At 63.0% G+C, this 22,290-nt stretch carries 11 protein-coding genes; 8 read left to right on the forward strand and 3 right to left on the reverse strand.

All coding sequences use genetic code 11. The annotated features are described in order from the left end of the window. Both BUS42_RS41420 and BUS42_RS45935 read left to right on the forward strand, forming a co-directional pair. Positions 1 to 3,870: Ig-like domain-containing protein (locus BUS42_RS41420; RefSeq protein WP_254054149.1), on the forward strand; the 3,870-nt coding region annotated here is incomplete at its 5' end. 188 nt (positions 3,871 to 4,058) lie between these two features. Further along, positions 4,059 to 6,266, forward strand: coding sequence for a helicase-associated domain-containing protein (locus tag BUS42_RS45935; protein WP_083671453.1), 2,208 nt, complete (start codon positions 4,059 to 4,061; stop codon positions 6,264 to 6,266). Positions 6,267 to 6,395: 129 nt separating this feature from the next. Here BUS42_RS45935 and BUS42_RS41430 read toward each other — a convergent pair whose 3' ends face one another. The 3 genes from BUS42_RS41430 to BUS42_RS41440 all read right to left on the reverse strand — a co-directional run bounded on the left by BUS42_RS41430 (position 6,396) and on the right by BUS42_RS41440 (position 11,777). Further along, positions 6,396 to 7,775 (reverse strand): ammonium transporter, encoded by a 1,380-nt coding sequence (locus BUS42_RS41430; protein WP_143206720.1) that lies wholly within the window; start codon positions 7,773 to 7,775, stop codon positions 6,396 to 6,398. A 406-nt stretch (positions 7,776 to 8,181) separates the two neighbouring features. Beyond that, positions 8,182 to 10,962 carry a tetratricopeptide repeat protein gene (locus BUS42_RS41435; protein WP_074317961.1) on the reverse strand — a complete coding sequence of 927 codons (2,781 nt, stop codon included), beginning with the start codon at positions 10,960 to 10,962 and terminating at the stop codon, positions 8,182 to 8,184. Positions 10,963 to 11,141: 179 nt separating this feature from the next. Next, positions 11,142 to 11,777 (reverse strand): MOSC domain-containing protein, encoded by a 636-nt coding sequence (locus BUS42_RS41440; RefSeq protein WP_074317962.1) that lies wholly within the window; start codon positions 11,775 to 11,777, stop codon positions 11,142 to 11,144. Between the two features lie 304 nt (positions 11,778 to 12,081). Here BUS42_RS41440 and BUS42_RS41445 point away from each other — a divergent pair, with 304 nt between their 5' ends. The 6 genes from BUS42_RS41445 to BUS42_RS41470 all read left to right on the forward strand — a co-directional run bounded on the left by BUS42_RS41445 (position 12,082) and on the right by BUS42_RS41470 (position 22,195). Next, positions 12,082 to 15,138: a PSD1 and planctomycete cytochrome C domain-containing protein gene (locus BUS42_RS41445; protein WP_074318030.1), complete on the forward strand. Its 3,057-nt coding sequence runs from the start codon at positions 12,082 to 12,084 to the stop codon at positions 15,136 to 15,138. A 21-nt stretch (positions 15,139 to 15,159) separates the two neighbouring features. Next, the gene (locus BUS42_RS41450) at positions 15,160 to 16,614 is read left to right on the forward strand and encodes a DUF1501 domain-containing protein (RefSeq protein ID WP_254054150.1); all 1,455 of its coding nucleotides are present in this window, start codon (positions 15,160 to 15,162) and stop codon (positions 16,612 to 16,614) included. Between the two features lie 242 nt (positions 16,615 to 16,856). Then, complete coding sequence (locus BUS42_RS41455) at positions 16,857 to 17,330, forward strand: RNA polymerase sigma factor (protein ID WP_159452365.1); 474 nt, start codon at positions 16,857 to 16,859, stop codon at positions 17,328 to 17,330. After that, the gene (locus tag BUS42_RS41460) at positions 17,327 to 18,277 is read left to right on the forward strand and encodes a hypothetical protein (RefSeq protein ID WP_074317965.1); all 951 of its coding nucleotides are present in this window, start codon (positions 17,327 to 17,329) and stop codon (positions 18,275 to 18,277) included. The genes BUS42_RS41455 and BUS42_RS41460 overlap by 4 nt, the downstream gene beginning before the upstream one ends. Continuing rightward, positions 18,274 to 20,721: a PSD1 and planctomycete cytochrome C domain-containing protein gene (locus BUS42_RS41465; protein ID WP_074317967.1), complete on the forward strand. Its 2,448-nt coding sequence runs from the start codon at positions 18,274 to 18,276 to the stop codon at positions 20,719 to 20,721. Before BUS42_RS41460 ends, BUS42_RS41465 begins: the two co-directional genes overlap by 4 nt. A 13-nt stretch (positions 20,722 to 20,734) precedes the next feature. After that, complete coding sequence (locus BUS42_RS41470) at positions 20,735 to 22,195, forward strand: DUF1501 domain-containing protein (RefSeq protein WP_074317968.1); 1,461 nt, start codon at positions 20,735 to 20,737, stop codon at positions 22,193 to 22,195. The last annotated feature ends 95 nt before the right edge of the window (positions 22,196 to 22,290 follow it).

Raw genomic sequence — 22,290 nt, forward strand, 5'->3', positions numbered from 1 at the left:
GTGAGCGATCCGCAGTGGCCGACCGGCTCGGTCAATTACGGCAACGGGCTGATGCAGGGCAATTTCACGGTCAACCCGATCGCCGGCGACCAGGTCATGATCAGCTCCGCGGCCGGCCGGGTCTTTTCGACCATCGACCAAGGCCGGTCCTGGCAGGTGATTGCCAACCCGGCCGACCTCGACGGCACGTATGCCCCGGCCTTGACCTTTGGCGCCCCTGACCCCAATGGCCCCGCCGGAATCGGCAACCTCAACAACTTCATCTACGCCGGTACGGTGGGTGGCAAGATCTACGTCTCGACCACCGGCGGCGGTGCCTCCGGTTCCGGCAACGCCTGGACGGACATCTCGACCGGCCTCGACGGTTCCCCCGTCCTCAAGATCCTCGCCGACCCGACCCGGGGCAATCACAACGCCTATGCCATCACCCAGAAGGGGGTGTATTACACCGCCAACTCGCTCAGTTCCGGCACGAACCCGGTCTGGACGAGCATCACCGGGAACCTCTTTACGCTGACGACCTCGGCGTTTGGCGACCCGACCCTGGTCAATGGCCAGGCTCAGTACCTGACCTCGATCGTGGCGGACTGGCGGTACGTCATCCCGATCACCCCCGCGCCTTTGAACGGCCCGGCGACCCACCCGGTGCTCTACGTCTCGGCCGAGTCCGGGGTCTATCGCTCGCTCGATAACGGCCAGACCTGGGCACTCTTCCCCAACATCACCTTCGACGCCGCGCCTCTGGACGGCGGTCTCCTGCCCAACGTCCACGTCTCCGACCTCAACCTCGCGCTGGGCAATGTCGACCCGACCACCGGCCGCCCCGTGGCTCAGCCTGGCGATCCCAACAATCTGTTCGCGTCCACGTTCGGCCGCGGCACGTTCACGATCCGGCTGGCGCCGATCGTTTTCCCCAACACCGCGTCACAGCCCAGCAACATCAGCCTCGACCCGAGCAGCAGCGCGGGAACGAGTGCCGGTGGGATTCCGCTCGTCACTCCCACGACCTCCCGGCCGATCATCAATGGCTTTAGCGAGCAGACCGCCTTCGGCAACACCGCTCTGATTACGCTCTACGACCTGACCGATCCCAATAATCCCAGGCTCATCGGCGGCTACAATCCGAGCGTTCCAGCCACGAATATCGCGGCCAACCGGACCAACGCTTTCGGTAAGTACTCGGTCCAGGTCAACCAGGCCGCCTTCACCTCCAACGGCACCAAGACGATCGGAATCCAGGCCACTGATGCCTCGGGGACGACGGGGAACATTGCTTTGTTCACCTTCATCCTTCAGGCGAACAACCTTGGCTTGCCGGTCCCGCCCGCCACGCCGACCATCGGGCTCTCTCCGTTCGACGACTCGTCGAACGGCCAGCGGATCACCAACATCACGATGCCCCATATCCTGGGGCTGACCGATCAGAACGTGACCGTCGAACTGTTCCTCTCGGTGGGAGGCAACCCCACCGGGGCCGCCTTGGCCACCGGGTCGAGCGACCTCAACGGCAACTTCATCCTTCAATTCGCGACCCCGTTGCCCGATGGTCCCTACACCGTGCAGGTGAAGGCGACTAACCCGTTTGGTTCGACGGTCAGTCTGCCGTTGAGCTTTACGATTGACACCCATGGGCCGACCACCTCGACCAGCCTCGGGATTCTCGCCGCCGACGACACCGGGATCCTCGGCGATGGGATCACGAGCAACCGCCGGCCGCACTTCGTCGGAACCACCGAGCCGGGCGCCATCGTTGTCATCTACAACGCGGCCAACCTCAATGTTCCGCTCGGCCAAGCCACGGCCGACGGTACGGGTGCTTACTCGATTCAGCTTCCCAGCGATCTCCGGAACGGCAACATCTCGATCGTGGCGCGGGCCCGTGACGTCGCCGGCAACCAAGGGCCGCTGGGGACTCCGTTCAATCTGACGATCACCACGGTGGGCGGAGACTACACCGGCAATGGCAAGGCCGACCTCTCCCTCTTCTTCCGAGCGAGCCAGGCCCAGTGGTTGATCCAGGGGGCGACGAGCGGGACTCCGTTCGGCGTTGGGACGCTCGACATCCCGATCCAAGGTGATTTCAATGGGGATGGTAAGTCGGACCTGGCCTACTATCGCCCGAGCACCGCACAGTGGTTTGTTCAAGGGATCATGAGTGGTGTCCAGTACGGCCAGTCGTTCGTCGACATCCCGGTCCCGGGCGACTACCTGGGGACGGGTACCACGTCCATCGCGATCTACCGGCCCACGACCGGTGAGTGGTTCATTCCCAACTCCCCAGGGCCGATTCCTCAGTTCGGTGGCCCCGGCGATATCCCGGTTCCAGGCGACTATGACGGCGTGGGCCGCACCCAGCTCGCCATCTACCGGCCGAGTACCGGTCAGTTCTTCATCGCGGGTCATGCCCAACCGCTTCAGGTCGGCGCCCCGGGACAGATCCCGGTGCCAGGCGCCTACGATAACACCGTGACCTCGCACAAGACCGAGCCGGCAGTCTATAACCCGGCCACCGGCGTCATGACGATCCTTGGGCCGAACAACCAGCTTCGGACGGTCCAGTTCACCCCGGGAAGCATCCCGGTCCCCGGTGACTATGACGGCGTCGGCATTGATGAGCCGGCCGCCTTTGATCCCACGACCAGCACCTGGACGATTTTCGCACCAGGAAGCAGCGTGCCTCGAACCACCACGTTCGGTGGGCCGAAGGGGGGCGGAGTGGCCGTCACCGCGCCTTACAGCTACCGGAAGCTGCCGGTGGCCGGCGACTATACGGGAGTCGGGCAGGCCCAGGATACGCTCTTCCGCCGCACGGATCCGCAAGCCCAGTGGTTCATCCCGGGAGTGACCGGCCCCAACGGAATCGCGTTTGGTGTGGGCAGTACCGACATCCCACTCCTGGGCGACTTCAACGGGGACGGCCGATCCGACCTGGCCGTCTACCGGCCGAGCACCGCGCAGTGGTTCGTTCAGGGCGTCTTCCCGACCAACGGGATCCAGTTCGGCGCGACCAACATCGATCTCCCCGCCCCGGCCGACTACTACGGGACCGGGACCACAACGCTTGCCGTCTTCCGACCCACGACCGGCCAGTGGTTCGTCGCCGGGGATGGGACGCCGATCTCGCTGGGGCGTCAGGGGGATACCCCGGTCCCGGGCGACTACGATGGTGACGGCAAGGCCGACATCGCCGTTTTTGAACCGGCCAGCGCCACCAACCCCACCCGTTGGTTGATTCGCGGGTCGACGAGCGGCTTGCAAACCGTCGTTTTCGGTGGTGCCAACGACATCCCGGTCCCGGGTGACTACGACGGCGTCGGCCGGACGCAGATCGCCGTCTTCCGACCGGGTTCGGCCACCTGGTTCATCGCCGGCCACGCGCCGATCCAGTTCGGCGGCACCACGGACATCCCGGTCCCGGCCGACTACAACGGCGACGGCAAGATCGACATCGCGGTCTACAGGCCAAGCACCGGCCAGCTCTTCATCGCCGGCTACGCGCAGCCGATCCAGTACGGCGGCACTAAGGACATCCCGATTAATGCTCCGTTCATCTATCGCTCCTTGAGCAACAAGATCAGCGCGACGAGCACTCTTGATTTCGGCAGTCAAGCGGCCGCCTTGTCGACGGCCGCCGCCCCCATCGTTTCGGCCGCGGCGACCGTTGCCGCGCCGACTCCGACCCCAACCTCAACCACGCCGACTCCGACAGCCGTGGCTCCTCCGGTTGCCGCTCGCGGTCAGCAACGTCCCAACCAACAGAAAATCCAAGAGGCCGCCGCCAAGGGCAAGCTGAATCGATTGCGAATCGCTCAGCTCCACGACTCGGCTCTGGCCTCACTCCTCGGACGGCTCGGCAAACGTCGGTCATGAATCCGTCCTGAGCCGTATCGTCAATGACGCATCGCGGGCCGCGTGGAAATGGGCGAATTCGCCTGGCTCCACGCGGCCCTTCTCTATGCGCACTTCCTTGATGACTTGACTCGGACCGAATCCAGGTTCAGTCTTGAATCAGAGCTTGGAACGGCGGGTTCGAATCGGTGTCGATCGAGGGGCAAAGGATGAGTTACGGAACCTGGATCCGCTCGAAAGAAAAGAAGTCGACGGACTTCTCTGAGAAAGCCTACAGCCGGGAATCTATGGCGATCTGGGATGCCAAGTGGCATCGGCTGTCAGTTCAGGCTCGGTATTTTTTCCTCTTCGTCGTGAAAAGTCCCGGCAAGAATCGGCTGCCGAAATCCAAGCCGACCGGCGTGTCGGCCGCTCGGTTCCCCGCCGCGGTATTGAAGGAGCTGACGGCGGCCGGGTTCGTCGAGTTGATCACCGCCCGTTCCCGGGCATTCGACGACCAGGTGATCGCCTGCGATGGGCTCTACGACTTCGCCACGCGACTCCGCGCGATGCACAGTTACCACCTCCTGGACCCTGAGAAATCGAGCGAATTCCGAAAATATCTTGATTACATCTTTGTGGGCAGTAAGCTCCTCGGCGTTCTCTCCTCAGTACTGCGCCATCATCAAATCTTTAATGAATTGTCTCTTGCCGAAATCATCAAGGCGTATGTAGTTCACCAGCGTTGGCCGGGGTGGGTCGCCGGAGCACTCAAGGAGCCACTGGCGGAGCAGATTCTGGACGTGATCCGGCAGGCCGAAGGGCCGGTGCCGCTGGTCGCGTTGCTGGGCCAGATTCCGGGGAGCGATCCCGCGAAGGTTCGTAAGGTGGTGGACGCGCTGATCACGCATCTGGCGCTGGTTGAAGATCTCGAACCGAAAACGTGGGACGTGATGGTCGGACTGGTCCCCAAAGTTCGCGAGCAATGGATCCAGTTTAACCAACCGTACAACCGCGCACCGCTGGTGGCCTGCGAGCGGACCAAAGAGGTGGGACCGAGTGGGAGCGTGATTGCCGACGACCTTCGGAGTGTCCTCCTGGAGATTGCGAGTGATCCCCCTCGGGTTCGCCAAGATCAGGCCTTGTACACCAAGGAAATCGAGCGGTTCCAGGCCGTTCAAGAACCGTTACCGGCCTGGCTGCTCAAGGCCATGAAATGGTCCGACGCATCGCGAGTGGGCCAGGCCATCGGCTTGGCGCGTGCCCTTCAATTGGTCAAAGATGTTGCCGAGGGGAAGCAGATCCGGCTCCATCTTAATGCCAAGGGGCACAAGTGGCTGTCCAGCGACCTTGAAGAGCAATATCAGGGAATCTACAAACTTTTTACGGCGAAGGCGGAACGGAATTCGGTATTAGATCCCCATATGGGAATTTTTTGCTCTTCGTTCGACCCGTTCAACGACCTGGGTGCCGGTGACACGCGCTTCCTCGGCGCGCACGTGACAGTCCTTCGCCTCGAGAAGGGGAAGCGCGTTCCCTACCACTGGGACACCAAGGTGGTCGATCATCAAGCGTTGCGGACCTCACTTGACGAAGCGTTCGCCGCGTTGAAGCCGGGGATTTTCTATCGACTGGACAGCGTTAAGTCTCATCTTGTCGATCGCGAGCACAATCCCCTGAACCGAGGGCTTGACCCTGACCAGGTCGTGGTCTACTGGCATAGTCGGCTGATTCCACCTCGGGACGAACCGCGTGAGGAGGCTGGGCGGCTCGTGATCGAGACCTTTGTACGTCAGCGTCTGATTCCGCTTGGCTGTGTCCGGGTGGCGATCGACGATGAAGATCGCATCTGCATCGCACGTGAGCCTCGCTACGACGCCTATTTTGACCGGCCTGTCGCCCTCGAGGATTGGGCCCCCAACATGGGGGTTGCGGCCCGAGTGGTGGTTCAGCCCGATTTCAGCGTGATCGTGATTGGCCTGAACCCAGCCCCTGCCGCAGAACTGGCTCCCTTCTGCGAGCGATCCTCATCAGGAAGCGGTCAAGGCGCGTTGGTCCTGAAAATCACCCGCGACTCGATCGTCAAGGCGGTCGGCCTCGGTCTCAAGCCCGAGGAGATCATCAATCGGCTCAAACGCCACGCCAGCAATGACGTGCCGTTGAACGTACTTCGGGAAGTTGAGGAGTGGTCGAATTGGGTGCGTCGGGTTACAACCTCGACTCTGACCGTGCTCCGCTGCCCTGATCAGGAAACTGCCGATCGGGTCGTCTCGGCCCTGAAACGTCTGACTGAGCGGATCAGCAACACGATCGTCGCCGTCGACCTCAAGAAATTGACGGCCGTCGAACAGGGCAAGCTCCGAAACTACGGGATCATCCTTCAAAAAGGGACGGAAGCCAAAGCGAGTAAGACCAAGTCAAAAAAGCAGACATGGTAAGTCAGGGTGGACGCTCGCGGACGGATCGCTTCTGACTCGACTTGCAAGGAATCCCCCGTTGTGTCACCGGTGACACAACGGGGGATTCTTATTCATGTTCATGCTCACGAAAATAAATGGCCGACGGGATTAGACTCCGCTTCCGACCGCGAACTCGGGATGGGCCTGGCCGTTGGCGTGCGCACCTCCGAGGAGGTCGGCGCCAAGGGCGGTCTCGCCGTGCTGGCTGAGGTCGAGGCCTTCGTCTTCCTGCTCATGGGTGACCCGGAGCGGGATAATCAGGTCGGTAATCTTGTAGAGAATGAGCGAGCCGACGAACGAGAAGACGCCGACGATGACCAGGGCCACGAGGTGATAGACGAACGTCTTCGTGAGGCCCGAGGTCAGGCCCAAGTCCTTGGCGAAGATGCCGGTCGCGATCATGCCGACCATACCTCCCACGCCGTGGCAGGGGAAGACGTCGAGGGTATCATCGAGGGTCGACTTCGTTCTCAGGCTCACGGCCAGGTTGCTGATCACACTGGCCACCAGGCCGATGACGATGCTTTCGCGGATCGTCACGAATCCGGCCGCGGGGGTGATCGCGACCAGCCCGACGACGGCACCGATGCAGGCGCCGAGGGCGGACGGCTTATGGCCCCGCATCCAATCGAAGAACATCCAGCCCAGCATGGCCGCGGCCGACGCCGTGTTGGTGGTTCCAAACGCCATGGCGGCCGTCCCGTTGGCGGCCAGCGCCGAACCGGCATTGAAGCCGAACCAGCCGAACCAGAGCATCCCGGTGCCGAGAAGCACGAACGGGACGTTCGCGGGAGAGTGGGCTTCATTGGCGAGGTGGCTCTTCCGCCGCCCCAGCACGATCGCGCCAGCCAGTGCTGCAAACCCAGCCGACATATGAACGACTGTGCCGCCCGCGAAATCCAGAACGCCGTGCTGGCGAAGGAAGCCGTCCGGATGCCACGTCATGTGGGCCAGAGGGCAGTAGATCAAGAGGCTGAACAAGACCATGAACAGCAGGTAGGACGAGAACCGCACGCGCTCGGCGAACGACCCGGTGATGAGCGCCGGCGTGATGATCGCGAACTTCAACTGGAAGAGGGCGAACAACATCAGCGGGATCGTGGGCGAGAGCGTCTTATGGGTCGCTTCGCCGACGCCATCGAACATGAAGAACGTCATCGGGTTTCCGATGACACCACCGATCGAGTCTCCAAACGCCAAGCTGAAACCGACGAAAACCCAGAGCAGGCTAATCACCCCAAGCGCCACCACACTTTGCAGCATGGTCGAGACAACATTCTTGAATCCAACCATCCCGCCGTAAAAGAACGAGAGCCCCGGCGTCATGAGAAGCACGAGGGCGGCGGCGGTGAGCATCCAGGCCACGTCCCCGGAATTGATCGCCTCTCCCACGGGAGTCGGCTTGGGCGTTGGCTTCACAACCAAGGCGGCGATGGCCAGAGCCACCAGCATCAGGAAGGGGAAGGGGGTTGCACGTTTCACGGGCATCCTCGTCTAAATAAAAGGCAACAACGGAGGAGAGCTTCACACCAGTTTCCCGCTGGCCTTCGTCCGACAAGGACGAATCTTTGATACCCAAGTTCCTGGAACTACTAGGTTTGAGACGCGAATGCGACTCGGCTTGGGTTCGGTTCGCCCGGGGAAGTTGGCGACTGGAGATGATGCTAACGCAGCGCTTATGCCAGAAATTCAGACGGGGGCGGTATTAAACGAACGCATCTTGGTCCCGAGGTGGGGACCAGCTGATCGCGGCTCGGGAAAGCCGCCGGGTGGCCGAGGGCAAAACGCCGCGTGCCCCGGCGAGCGTGGATGCTCGTTCCGGGGCACGTACAGGGATTCGTGGATCCGATGGGGCGCACGGCCAATCGGCCGGTCGTCGGTCACGGCCTCATCCTCAAGGCGGATCGAGCGTTCGCTTCATGGCGGTTCTGGGCACAAGCTCGTCCTCATCGTCGTGGGTCGACCCGGGCTTGGCGGTCAACGACTCCGCCGGCGGAGCAGGGGGAGCTGAGCCCTCGGCGGCTTCGGTCAGCATCAGCGACCGGGAGGGCGAGAGCTGGAGATAGAAGAGAAGCCGCCCACCGGGTGGGACGGGCGCAGCCGGTTTGCTCGCGACGCGTCCGGCTTCGACTCGTGGGCGCGATGCGGTCAACTCGTCCTGGGGGACGAGCTTGCTGGCCGCAATCCGGTTGAACCGGTTCACGTAGGCCCGTAGCTCGTCATGGGAGGCCACCTTGGTCGTGGCGCCGAGGACCGCCATCATCCGCGACGCATCCTGAGAACTCTTCGGGTCGTTGGTCTCGACGCCGACTTCGAGTAAGACTTCGAGGGCGACGAGCAGCATCTCGACGCGCTCGCGGTTGATGGTATCGCATTGCGCGCCATATCGAGCGGTCAACGCTCGGAGCTCTTCGATGGACCGAGGGGCGAAGCGCCGGGTCCTCGATGTGCCGGGGTCGGCGCCGTCGACGGTCAGATAGGCGTCGCGATCGGGGACCTTATGCAGGTCCATACAGGCCGAGGCGATCTCGTGGTAGAGCTTCAGGGTCTTCCTGCGTTCGGGGGGCAGGGCGTTGTAGGTGCGCTCGGACTCGGCGAACTCGATATCAATCGGCGCGAGTGCGGGCCGTTCGACCGCGTCAGCAACGCGCGGACGATCCGCGGAGTTCCGGCCCATTTCGGCCAAGCAACGCACGATCACTTTCTTGTACAGGAGCTGTGACTTTGAACTGAGGTCATCGTTGGCGACCTGTTCGATGGCCTCCTGGTAGTCTTGCTCGACCTTGGCGAGCAGACCGAGGTAGCGTTCCGGAGTGACCTCCGGGAAGAACGTCGGCGCCCGCCGCGAGAAGAAGCGGACGTCGGCGCGCCGCTCCATGCTGTTGACGAGCCGGGTGCGGAGATCACGCCGCTCCTTCGGGTTGAAGTCGAGGTCGTTCCGCATCAACTCCTGGAGCTCTTTGACGAGTTGATCATACTGGCCATAGGCTTCGTCGGGCCGACCGCAGAGCCGCTCGGCCATCGCCAAGCCATGACGGATGTGGTAGAGCCGCGTCTTGAACACGAACTGGCCGTTCTCGACCAGGGCCTCGCACGAGGTCTTGGCCTTGAGGAATGAATCGCGGGCCTTGGCCACATCAAGACGTTCCATGCGATGCCAGGCGAGTTCGTTGTAGACGAACGAGAGCAAGGAGTCCTGGCCTCTGGCTTCGCGCACCGCCTGGAGCAAGCGGTCGGTGGACTCATCCCACTTCTCGAGCGACCGGAGCGACGAGGCTTCGTAACCGAGCGAGTCGATCACGAGTGAACGCGGCATCGTGGAACTCTCCCCCTTGGCATCCCTGGGGAAGACGTCTTCGCGAACCTTGCGGAATTGCTCGGCCGCCTGCTGTGAGAATCCCATCTTTTCCAGGAGCAGGCCGTAATCGATCAAGCAGAGCGCATAGGAGCCGTTGGCCGGGTCGTCGAGGATCACCCGCCGATAGCAGCGGATGGCATCCTCGAAGAGCAGCCGCGCCTTGGAAAAGTCGGTGGTGGCCCCTTGCTTGCCGGCCGCAAGTTGGAAGTTGGCCCGCGCGTGCAGTTGCCGGGCGCGGAAGGCCTCGCGGGTGTTGTCATGGAGACCGGGAATTCGCTCCCACCAACGTGGTTCGGCGTCGTCCTCGGCGAGCACGCCGTCAGCGAGGTCGTCGCCGCTGGGAGAGGATTCGGTCCCGATGATATGATCGATCGACCGTTCGCTGCCTCCGGCCTTCACGTCGACGCGGAGCAGGTCGCGAACGTGGCTGGGGTCGCGGCCGGGGATCTCCACGGCATTGGCCAGCCGCGCAATGTGGGCGAACCGCTCGACCCGCTTCTGATAGTCGGCCTTGCGCATCCAGTCGACCGGAATCAGGACGATCGCCAGGAGCAACGCGGCGAAGGCCGCCACCTTGATGAACTGGAGGTTGTTCAGCAAGAAGAGCCTGGCGCCCCCCAGGTGGGTCAGCTTGGGGCGATGGTCGATCGCCGGAATCGGGGCCTCGGTCGTCAGGATCGGCAGCCAATTCTCACGCATCAACTTATGTTCGCGATCAAAATAGCCGCCATGCCCGAACCGGTAGTACCGATTGAGGAATTGGCCACCAACCATCCCTTGAAAGCCGACGCGTCCGGCCATCCCCATCATCAGGGCGGCGGACTGGCAGAGCACGAGGACCGTGTCGTCCCAACCACACTCGTTCACCACGCGGCGGAGGCAACCCGCCTGCTGATAGCGATACCAGGGGAACGACGGCCGGAGCACGCTGCCGGCGAGAATGATCGTATGGAGCCGGTGACTCTTGGGAACGTGCGGCACGGCCGAAGCCGCCAGGTAGGTTCCGAAGCTGTGGGCCACCAGGTCGATCCGCGACCCCGCGGGGACCGACGCGATCGCATGCGCGAAGAACTTGCGGAACCGCCAGGCCACCATCCAGCGCAGCGGAGGAACCAGGAAGGCGAGCGAGGAAAAATAGCCGAACTGATAATTCAGAACGGTGATCCCGGGCTCCGCCTCTTCCAGCAGGTCCTTCAGGTCCGCTTGCCAGTCGCCGTAGGTGCGAATGCCATGGACGGTGATAACGAGATGGCATCGCTCCGTCGTCGGGCCATCGGTCGCATTACTGAGGACAACACCGTCAGGTTGCTCATCCATCGGTCCCTCCATGGCACCGGCCTTTCCCCTATTCCTCCTGAACGAGGCTCCCGATCAGCCGGCCAAAGCGTTCCTAAGAGGCTCTATTGGCGCACCGATACCATATCCGATCGGCCCCCTCCCACAAGGTCAGTTTGCCCAGTCCGCACCGGGACCGATCCCGGGCAACGGTAGACGCTTCAGATTCCCAGTCGGTCCTTGAACTCCTCGCGCCAGACGGCCGCCAACGCCGAAACTTCGAGCACCCGGCGGAGTTGAATCGGATCGGCATTTCGGTTCAGGATTAACTGAAGCATCGCGCTGACCGTCACACGGTGCGCTTCTTCGAAGACGCGATCGATCGTGTCGCCGGGGCCGATTTCACCTTCTTCTCGCACGCCGAAGTAGATTCCCGGTCGGCCGGCCCTGAGGAACGTCTTGACCATGGTCGGGTCGCCGAACCGGATGCCGAGTTTGAAGCAGGGCATCCGCGGTTGAGTGACGACCAGCCGGGCCGTTCCCACGCGGAACTCATCGCCGATGTGAACCGAGTCCTCGGTGATCCCTTCGGTGGTCAGGTTCTCGCCAAAGGCGCCGGGGGAGAGGTTACGCCCGAGCACCGCTTGCCAGTCGTCGTAGTGCTCGAGCGGGTAGGCATAGACGGCTTTATCCGGGCCACCGTGCACGCTCAGATCCGCCTGGGCATCGCCGGCGAGGTTGACACCGCGGAGCGGAATCCGTCCGTCCACCGGATCCTTGAAAATGCCGGTGAGGACCGTATTCCCTTGCCAGGCGACCAGCCGCGGTCTTCCCACATTGACCGAAACCACACGCATGAGCCTTTCCCTCTCCGCTCGCCCATCCTCAAAACTCCACTCACAAATACCATTATCACGAGAGGGCAATGGCCTTTCCTGAGACCGCGGGCGCCCCGCCCGCTCTTCGATTCAATCGAATGCAAATGCGATAAATGCAAGAGAATTCCCGACGGGCACCCAAAATCCCATGGATTGGCGGTTCCGGAATAAGCGGGCGAGGCGGTCGAATCTCGGGTACGATCGAGCCTCAGTCCCAAGGGTGCGGCCGATCCGGAGCGAGGACAATCTCCGAGGATCACCGCGGATCGCGAGTCATAAAGCGATGCGACGATCTCTTCGCCTGGCTGGGTTCCTGACGCTTAGCACTTTGGCCATGTCGGCTCATGCGATCGAACCGGCCGACCGAAAGGTCGATTTCGCGCGTGACATCGAACCACTTCTGGCCGAACATTGCGCCCAGTGCCATGGCCCCACCCGACAGCGCAGCGGCTATCGGGTCGATCACCGTGACGCCGCGCTACGAGGGGGCGACTCGGGCGAGCCGGCGATCATCCCCGGACAGGCAACGAAGAGTCGACTCGTCCAGCTCATCACGGGACTCGACCCGGATGCGGTCATGCCGCCGAAGGGTCGTAGGCTCGACGCGAGCCAGGTCGACCTGATTCGCGTCTGGATTGACCAGGGGGCCGATTGGTCCTCCAAGACGAACGACCCGGTGCAGGCAGAGCAGGAGGCGCACTGGTCGCTCAAACCGCTGATCGGGCTCGAGGTGCCCCGCCCAGGTCAACGCGGTTGGGGTCGAACGCCGATCGATGACTTCATCCTGACCAGGCTCGAGGAGGAGGGGCTCGCGCCATCGCCCGAAGCGGATCGGCGAACCCTGATCCGTCGCCTCACGTTTGACCTGACCGGCCTGCCGCCGACTCCCGAGGAGGTGGCCACCTTCATTGCCGACCCGGGGGCCCACGCCTATGAACGGTTGGTCGATCGGTTACTGGAGAGCCCACGCTACGGTGAGCGCTGGGCGAGGCGGTGGATGGACGTCGTCCACTTCGCCGAGACCCATGGTAACGACCAGGACCGACCTCGTCCCAATGCCTGGCCTTATCGTGACTATTTGATTCGTTCATTCAATGACGACACTCCCTACGCGCGATTCGTCCAGGAGCAACTTGCCGGCGACGTCTTGTTCCCCGGCGATCCGCAAGCGATCGTCGCCCTCGGCTTCATCGCCGCCGGACCGTGGGACGAGAGCTCCCAGCGCGACATTCGAGACGACACCGTCGACAAGAAGGTCGCCCAGAACCTCGACCGCGACGACATGGTGGCGACCACCATGGCCACCTTCACCAGCACCACGGTCCACTGCGCCCGTTGCCACGACCACAAGTTCGACCCGATCTCGCAAGCGGAATACTACGGCCTCCAGGCCGTCTTCGCGGGAGTCGACCGCGCGGAGCGACCGTACGACCTCGATCCCAAAGCCGAATCACTCCGCGCGCCCTTGGTCGCGCGGCGGACCGCCCTCCAATCGCGGCGGCCAGCGATGGTGGATTCCAGGCTCGATCCGGCGACTCGCGCGGCGCTCGTCTCAGGTCAAGCCGCCTGGGAGTCGGCCGCGGCCGAATCGCTCGGCTGGACGACGCTCGACCCTTTGACGTTCACCTCGGCCGGAGGTGCGACGGCGGATAAGCTGGCGGATGGCTCGATCCGGTTTCGTGGGCCGAGGCCCGAGGTCGACACCTATACGATCGTGGCGCGGTCCGACTTGCACGGAATCAGCGCGGTTCGCCTCGAGGTCCTGGCCGATGACGGCCTGCCCCACAAAGGGCCGGGGCGGCAGGATAATGGCAACCTCCACCTGACCGAGTTCCGGCTCAAGGCCGCCCGCGCTTCGGACCCGTCCCGAGCCCGGCCAATCCGCTTGCTCAACCCCGGCGCCGACTTCGATCAGAAGGGTTGGGACATCGCCAAGGCGATCGACGACAACCCGGCGACGGCCTGGGGGATCTACCCCGCGGTCGGTCAATCCCATCAAGCGGCCTTCGAGACCTCCGAACCGCTGGGGACCGACGGCGAGACGGAGCTCACCTTTACACTTGAACAGTCTCACGGTGGCGGCCACCTGATCGGACGGGTCAGACTCTCGGCGACGACGACGTCACGCCCAGCCATGGCCCAACCTCTTCCGGACCCGATCACCAAACTTCTCGCTGTCCCTGCCCCGGCTCGCACCGAAGCCCAGCGGGCCGAGTTGACGGCGTATTACTACACGATTGCCCCCGCGCTCACCCGGGTGATCGAGGACGTGGACCGACAGCTCGCCGCGATCCCGCCGGCCTCGACCGTCTACGCGGCGGCTCATGACTTCAAGCCAGAGAGCAGCTTCGTGCCGGCGAAAACCCCGCGCCCGGTACAGATCTTGAAACGGGGTGATATCAACAGCCCGGTTCGACTGGCGGTTCCGGGTGCCTTGGCGTGCGTTCCTGGCCTTGATGCTCGATTCACACCGGCCGATCCCAACGACGAAGGGAGCCGTCGCGCCGCTCTGGCGCGTTGGATCACCGACCCGAAGAACGTGCTGACCTGGCGCTCGATCGTCAATCGAGTCTGGCACTATCATTTTGGTCGGGGCCTGGCCGATTCACCCAATGACCTCGGCCGGATGGGAGCGAAGCCAAGCCACCCTGAGTTGATCGACTGGCTGGCCGTCCGATTCCGCAACGGCGGCGGGTCACTCAAACAACTGGACCGCCTGATCGTCACCAGCTCGGTCTATCGCCAGGCGTGCCGCCACGACTCGACCGCGGCGGCGCGGGATGGCGACAATGCCTTGCTCTGGCGGATGAACCGTACGCGACTCGACGCGGAATCCGTGCGTGACGCGGTGCTCCAGATTTCCGGCAAGCTCGACCTGATGATGGGCGGTCCCTCGGTTCGCCAGTTCGTCGAGACACCCGGCATTCACGTGACCCCGATGGTGAACTACCTCCAGTTCGATGTCGACAGCGCGGCGAGCTACCGGCGGAGCGTTTATCGGTTCCTGTTCCGCACGCTCCCCGATCCGTTCATGGATTCGATGGACTGCCCTGACGCGTCGCAGCTCAGCCCGACCCGAAACGCCTCAGTGACCGCACTGCAAGCCTTGGCGATGCTGAACGACCGCTTCATCGTGCGGCAGAGCGAACACTTCGCCGCGCGGGTTGGCAAACTTGCAACAACACCCGCCGGCCAGATCGAGGCGGTCTACCGGCTCGCGCTCGGTCGTTCGCCTTCCCCTGATGAGTCCGAAGCCTTCGTTGCGTATGCCGTCAAGCACGGTATGGCCAATGTATGCCGCTTGATTCTCAATAGTAATGAGTTCATGTTCGTAGACTAGCGGATCGGGATCGCCATGACTATGGAAGCTTGTCAATCCGACCTGCTCGGCCGCCGCGAGTTCCTCTGGCGGCTCGGCGGCGAGTTGGGCGGAATCGCAGTGGCCCAGATGCTCGGTCGCGATGGGCTCCTGGCAGCCACCACCGGGCCGCGCCCTGATCTTGACGGCGGCTTGCATCATCGCCCCAAGGTCCGCAGAATCGTTCAGCTCTTTATGAACGGTGGCGCCAGCCAGTGCGACACGTTCGACTACAAGCCCGAGTTGATCAAACGCCATGGCCAGACGTTCGACCCCGGCAGTCGGGTCGAGGCCGTGACGAGCGTGCCGGGCAAGGTCCTCAAGAGTCCCTGGACTTGGAAGCAGTACGGCGAGTCCGGCCGGTGGGTCAGCTCCGTCTTCCCCCATGTCGCCACGATCGTGGACGACCTCGCCTTTTTGATGGCGATGGCCTCCAAGACGAACGTCCACGGCCCGGCCAGCTACATGCAGAACACCGGATTCGTCACACCAGGGTTCCCGAGCATGGGCTCCTGGATTTCCTACGGCCTGGGCAGCCTCAACGACAATCTTCCCACCTTCGTTGTGCTGCCCGACTCGCGCGGCCTGCCATACAACAACTCCGGCAACTTCTCGTCGGCCTTTTTACCGGTCGCCCATCAAGGGACGATCATCAAGGCAACGGCCCCGGTGCCGATCGCCGACCTGTTCCCGCCCGAGTCGGCCCGTTACATCACTCCGGCGGCCGAGGCTGAGGGGCGGGCCTTGCTCAAAACCTTGAATCGCAATCATATGACCCGATCGCCGGGAGACTCACGGCTCGAGGCCCGCCTTTCGTCGTACGAAATGGCCGCGCGGATGCAGCTCAGTGCGCCTGAAGTGCTCAACCTCGCGGGGGAATCGCGGGCCACCCGCGCGCTCTATGGACTCGACGACAAGGCCACCGATGAGTTCGGTCGCAACTGCCTCACCGCGCGGCGGTTGCTCGAACGCGGCGTCCGCTTCGTCCAGGTCTGGAGTGGGGCCGGCGGCCCGACGGGAAATTGGGACAACCATAACGACGTCGACAAGGCGCTCGCCTCGATCGCGCTCAGCACCGATAAGCCGGTCGCCGGTCTGGTCAAGGATCTCAAGGCCCGCGGCCTCTTCGAGGATACGCTCGTGATCTGGACGACCGAGTTCGGCCGGATGCCCTTCAGCCAGGGGAGCCTGGGACGCGACCACAACGGCGGCACCTTCGTCTCGTGGCTCGCCGGTGCGGGCATCGAAGGGGGCCTGGCTTTCGGCGAGAGCGACGAATGGTCCTGGAAAGCCCGCCAACCCACCTATTGCTATGACCTCCACGCCACCATCCTCCACCTGCTCGGCATCGATCACGAGCGCCTGACGTTCCGCCATAACGGCAGCGACCGCCGGCTGACCGACGTCCACGGGCGGGTCATCACCGAAATCCTTCGCTCGCCATCGCCGAATGCGTAGGGTCCGTTATGGACCATCATCGCAGACCACACCTCCACTGAGGCCGAAATCGAAGAGGGTCCGCAAATCGCGGACCCTACGGGAATTTCGGAATTCCGTGTAACACTGAGCGGGCCGCGGTGTTGTACCTTGTGTTGACTCGCTCGTCGTTGTGGGTTGGGGCAGACGCGGAGGCAAAGCTGGCTCGAATCTCCCGTCCAGGTCGATCTGACGACGAACTCGGTCAATGGGTTGCGGACACCGTGCAGCGTGCGCTCGCCTATGCCGTGACTCTGATCCGAAATCGGGCCGATGCCGAGGACATTGTTCACGACTGTTATCGTCGCCTCCTGGCCAGGGCGGATCAGTACAACTTGGCGAGCGACGGCACCAAACTCTTGTTCAAGGCGATTACGAACGCATGCATCAACAAGTCGCGGCGGCGGCCCCCGGTCGTGAGCCTGGATGCGGACAGCCGTTCGCTGGCTGACATGTCGGCCGTTCAGCCCGACCAGCGGGCGATCCATGGGGAGTTGGAAGCCGCGATCGCCGCAGCGCTGACCGAGCTTCCGGTGACGCAACGAGCGATCGTCGAACTGCGGAGCCTGGGACACAGCGTCCTCGAAATCGCCGAGATGCTTGAAATCAGTCACAATAATGCACGCGTCTTGCTTCACCGCGCACGCCGGGCGCTGGCCACGCGTTTGCGCCCGTTTATCGAGGACCAAGTGACGTGAGCGATCCCGAAGAGCGGATCTTCGAAGCGGTCGATCGGCTCGTGCGAGCCCACCTTGATGGCCAAACCGAACGTACGGACGCGACCGATCTGCATGCGCGAATTCGTGAAGAACTTGCGCCGGCCGCGCGCCCCGCAGCCGCGACGATCCGAACCGGCCGCGCCGCCTGGATCTCGTTCGAGCACTGGCCACGAGTTCTGAGTTGGTCGATGGGAGCCGCCCTGATCGCGATTGTCGTCGGCGCCTTCTTCGGCGGCCGCTCCCTCAGTCCCACCACCGCCAACGCGGCAACGCTCCTGCGAACCGCTCGGGGCATCCATGCCCACGGTCTCGATCGTTGCTATCGGGTGCACTATGCTCCCGATCCTCGATATTGGGACGGGAAAAAGATGCTCGAAGGGCCGTCGGAGAGTGTCTTGTGGACCCGTGGCGACCGCTTTTGGGCGAACTGCACGATCGGGACCATCCATCTTGCGATTGGTCGCGAAGCGGATCGCTCCCTCTGGGTGAGTCCCTCGCGGATGCACGGGATCCGGTTCGCCGACCGAGAATCGCAGCTCCCGCACGATGTCGCGGTGCTCTGCGAAATCAATTCCATGACGGTGCCATCGCTGATGGATGAAGTCCTGGCCGACTTCCATCTGCGGGCGGAAGGTCCGACCTCGAACGCGGGAACCACTCCGAATCTGGTCTGGGCACGATTGAAGCCAGGACGATCGCATTCACTGATTTCGGCGGCCCTCTTGGAGATCGATGCCCAGAGCGGAGTTCTCTTGCGCCTGATCTTGTGGACGGTTCGCGAAGGTCGCCCCAATGGCACGGTGACGTATACGTTAATCCAAAGTGCCAAACAGGATGATGAGCAATACCGGCTCGCGTCTCACCTCGATCCCGGTGCCAAGGTCGAGATCCATCGCTTGGCCAAGACGGAAGCGAGTACCCAATGAAGCAAGCTTTACCGCTCTGGTTATCCCTGTTTCTCATCGGGACATCACCCCTTGCCGGTGCCGAGAAAGAACCGGCGGCGACCGGCGCCGCGGGCCTTGAATTCTTCGAAGCCAGGATCCGACCGGTCCTCGTCGCGCACTGTTACAAGTGCCATTCGGTGGAGGCGGGTCAGTCGAAGGGGAATCTCCTGCTCGACGCCCGCGAGACCATCCGCGCGGGGGGAGACAGCGGCCCGGCCGTCGTACCCGGCGACCCGGCCACGAGTCTCTTGGTCACGGCGATTTCGCACGTGGACCCAGATCTCAAGATGCCTCCCAAGACGGACCGCCTGCCCGATTCCGTGATCAGCGACATCAAATCATGGATCAAGGCCGGGGCCATGGACCCCCGTGAGAAGGGGGCGGCCAACGCGTCCCGCCCTGCCGTGGACCTCGAATCTGGGCGCCGGTTCTGGTCGTTCCAGAAGCCCAGAGATCACCAACCACCGGTCACCAAGAATCCGGGCTGGGCCAAACGCGACCTCGACCATTTCATTCTGGCGAAACTGGAATCGCATAATCTCGTTCCAACGGCGGATGCGGAGCCGGCGACCTTACTCCGCCGACTCCACTTCGATCTGGTGGGACTGCCCCCCACGCCCGAGGAACTTCAGCGCTTTACCGAGCGTTGCAAAGCCGACGGGATCGACACCGCATTGGCTGAGGCGGTGGAGCCACTGCTCGCCTCCGCGTCCTACGGCGAGCGTTGGGGAAGGCACTGGCTCGATGTGGCCCGGTTCGCCGAATCCAGTGGCAAAGAAGCGAACATCTCGTTTCCTTATGCCTGGCGCTATCGTGACTATGTGATCGATGCGGTGAATGCTGACATGCCGTTCGACCGATTCTTGGTCGAACAGATCGCCGGTGACTTGCTCCCCGCACCCAGCGACGCGGAGCGGGCCCGCCTGTTGATCGCCACCGGATTCCTCGCGGTCGGTACCAAAAACCTCGATGAAGCGAACAAGGCCCAGTTCGCGGCCGACCTCGTCGACGAACAGATCGACGCCTTGTCGCGTGGGGTGATGGCCAATTCCGTGGCCTGCGCCCGTTGCCACGATCACAAGCTCGACCCGTTCCTGATGGAGGATTATTACGCCTTGGCCGGTGTCTTCGCCAGCACGAAGACGTATTTCGGCACCGCGATCTCGCCGTCGAACCAGGTGGGCGGCGACCCGCTCGTTTTGCCTCGAGGCGCTGGCCAACCGATCCTGCACGCGTCCATTCCTGCGGAGAAAGTCGTCAGCCTGAAACAAGAGCTCGCGACCCTCAAGAAGCAAAAAGTGACCACCCTTGCCGACGCGCTACGGGTCTTCTGGAGGTCGGGAGGGATCGAGGGCGAACTCGAGAAGGTCGATGCCAAGGGACAGGCCCTTCCGTTGGCGATGGGCGTGACCGACCGCGAAACGATCGTCGATAAGCCGTTGCTGGAGCGTGGCGAAATCGGTCGACCGGGTAAAACGGTGCCCCGCGGCTTTCCTCGGGTCATCGTAGTCCCAGGCGCCGACTCGGTTTCGTGGCATCAAAGCGGCCGGCTCGAACTGGCTCGCTGGTTGACCCACCCAGACCATCCGCTGACCGCCCGGGTCATGACCAATCGGGTCTGGCGCCACTTGTTCGGTATCGGGATCGTGAGTTCGGTGGACAACTTCGGTTTCAGTGGCCAACCACCGAGCCACCCGGAATTGCTGGATCATCTGGCGGTCCGTTTCGTCGCCGACGGCTGGTCCGTGAAGCAACTGGTCCGGGAAATCGTGCTTTCCCGTACCTATCGTCAGGCATCCACGTATAACGCAAAGTCGTTTGAGACCGATCCGGAGAACCGACTCCTCTGGCGATCCGCCAAACGGCGACTCGATGCCGAAGCGATTCGCGACGCCATGCTCCTGGTCTCCGGTGAGCTCGACCCCTCGCGGCGCGTCGGCTCGCTCGTGGGTAAGGAAATCGGCGATCGACCGATCTCCCTGATCGGGCTCGATAATCGCTTGCCCGCCGACCTCGACGCGTCACGGCATCGGTCGGTCTATTTGCCCGTCCTCCGCGATCGCCTGCCCGACGTCCTCGACCTGTTCGATTTCGCCGAGCCGAGCCTGGTCACCGGGGACCGCGAGACCACCAACGTCCCGCTCCAGGCACTCTATCTCATGAACAGCCCGTTCATGCAAGCACGGGCCAAGGCGTTGGCCGATCGTCTGATCGCACAAGCCGGCGACGATCCATCACGAATCCGCCGCGCTTTCCTGCTCTGCTACAGCCGCGTCCCGACTGAGGATGAGATGGCGCTGGCCACCTCGTTCTTGGTGCAGGATCAGTCCCGCGCCGGCGAACTTGAAAACGCACGAAGCCAGGTCTTTGCCGCCTTCTGCCAGGCCTTGTTGGCGACGGCCGAATTCAGGAACCTTGATTAGGAGTTCATCGCACATGGCTACCAATCCACCTGGCGATCGACCGGCGTCGTGCGTCTCGCGACGGCAGATGCTCCAGGCCTCCGCATCCGGGTTCGGCTACCTGGCGTTCGCCGGTCTGGCTCACGATGCAGCGGCCCAGGACGCCGCCCGGCGATCGCGTGGAGCGACTCCGAGCTTCAAGGCACCCCACTTTCCCCCCCGGGCGAAACGCGTCATCTTCTTGTGCATGAACGGTGGGCCGTCGCATGTTGATACCTTTGACTACAAGCCAAAGCTGAATAAGCAGTCGGGCGAAACCACGAGCCTCGGGCGCGACCGGGGCAAAGCCAAGCTCCTCGGCTCCCCGTTCAAGTTCGCCCAGCATGGCGAGTCGGGGCTCTGGATCTCGGAGGTCTTCCCTCAGTTGGCGAAGCAGGCCGACGACCTCTGCCTGATCAACAGCATGCACACCGACCTGCCGAATCATTCACAAGCGTTCACGCAAATGCACACCGGCAGTTTCCAGTTCGTGCGTCCTTCGGTCGGGGCTTGGTCGCTGTACGGCCTGGGCAGCGAGAATGCCAACCTGCCTGGCTTCGTCACGTTGAATCCGCCGACGGACAACGGAGGCGTACGAAACTACGGCAGCGCCTTTCTGCCCGCGACCTGCCAGGGAACCAGGATGGGTGGGAACCAGATCCCCGGGTTCTACGCCGCGCTCTTCGGCAAGGACGAAGAGCCAGGGCCACCGATGAAGAACATCGCCAACAACAACATCCCACGCGACTTGCAGCGTGCACAGATCGACCTGATCCGCAATCTCAATCAGAGTAAACTCCAGCGCGATGCGTATCACCCGGAGATCGAGGGCGCGATCGAATCCTTCGAGCTCGCCTTCCGGATGCAGGACGAAGTCCCCGAATTACTCGACATGCGATCCGAGCCCGAGTCGATCCGCACGCTCTACGGCGTGGGCTCCGGCCTGCCCACCGATCGATTCGCGCGGCAGTGTATCATGGCCCGTCGCCTCTCCGAAGCCGGCGTCCGCTTCGTCGAGATCACGGCCCCGGTTGCCTGGGACCACCATTTCCTGATCCAAGACGCGCTTCCGAAAAGTGCGGCCGCCACCGACCAACCGATCGCCGCCCTCCTGACCGACCTCAAACAACGCGGATTGTTGGAAGAAACCCTCGTAATCTGGGCCGGTGAGTTCGGGCGTACCCCCTACGGCCAGAGCACCTTCGGCCGCGACCACAACAACAAAGGGTACACCCTCTGGATGGCCGGCGGCGGCGTCAAAGGCGGCCTGGCCTACGGTGAGACCGACGAATACGGCTATGAGGCTGTGGTCAATCCAGTGCACGTCCACGATTGGCACGCGACGATTTTGCACCTGCTCGGTCTCGATCACAAACAACTGACATTTAATTACGGGGGTCGTAATTTCAGGCTTACCGATGTTTACGGAAAAGTCGTCACGGATATTATTTCATGAGCGCCTCTCGACTCGATTACGAAGCGGAGTTGGCCGGTAAGCACAGCCCGTGAGGTACTGGTCGATCTCCCACCGCGCCGGACCGCTCCGAGCTG

The organism is Singulisphaera sp. GP187 (genome assembly GCF_900129635.1).
Classification (GTDB): domain Bacteria; phylum Planctomycetota; class Planctomycetia; order Isosphaerales; family Isosphaeraceae; genus Singulisphaera.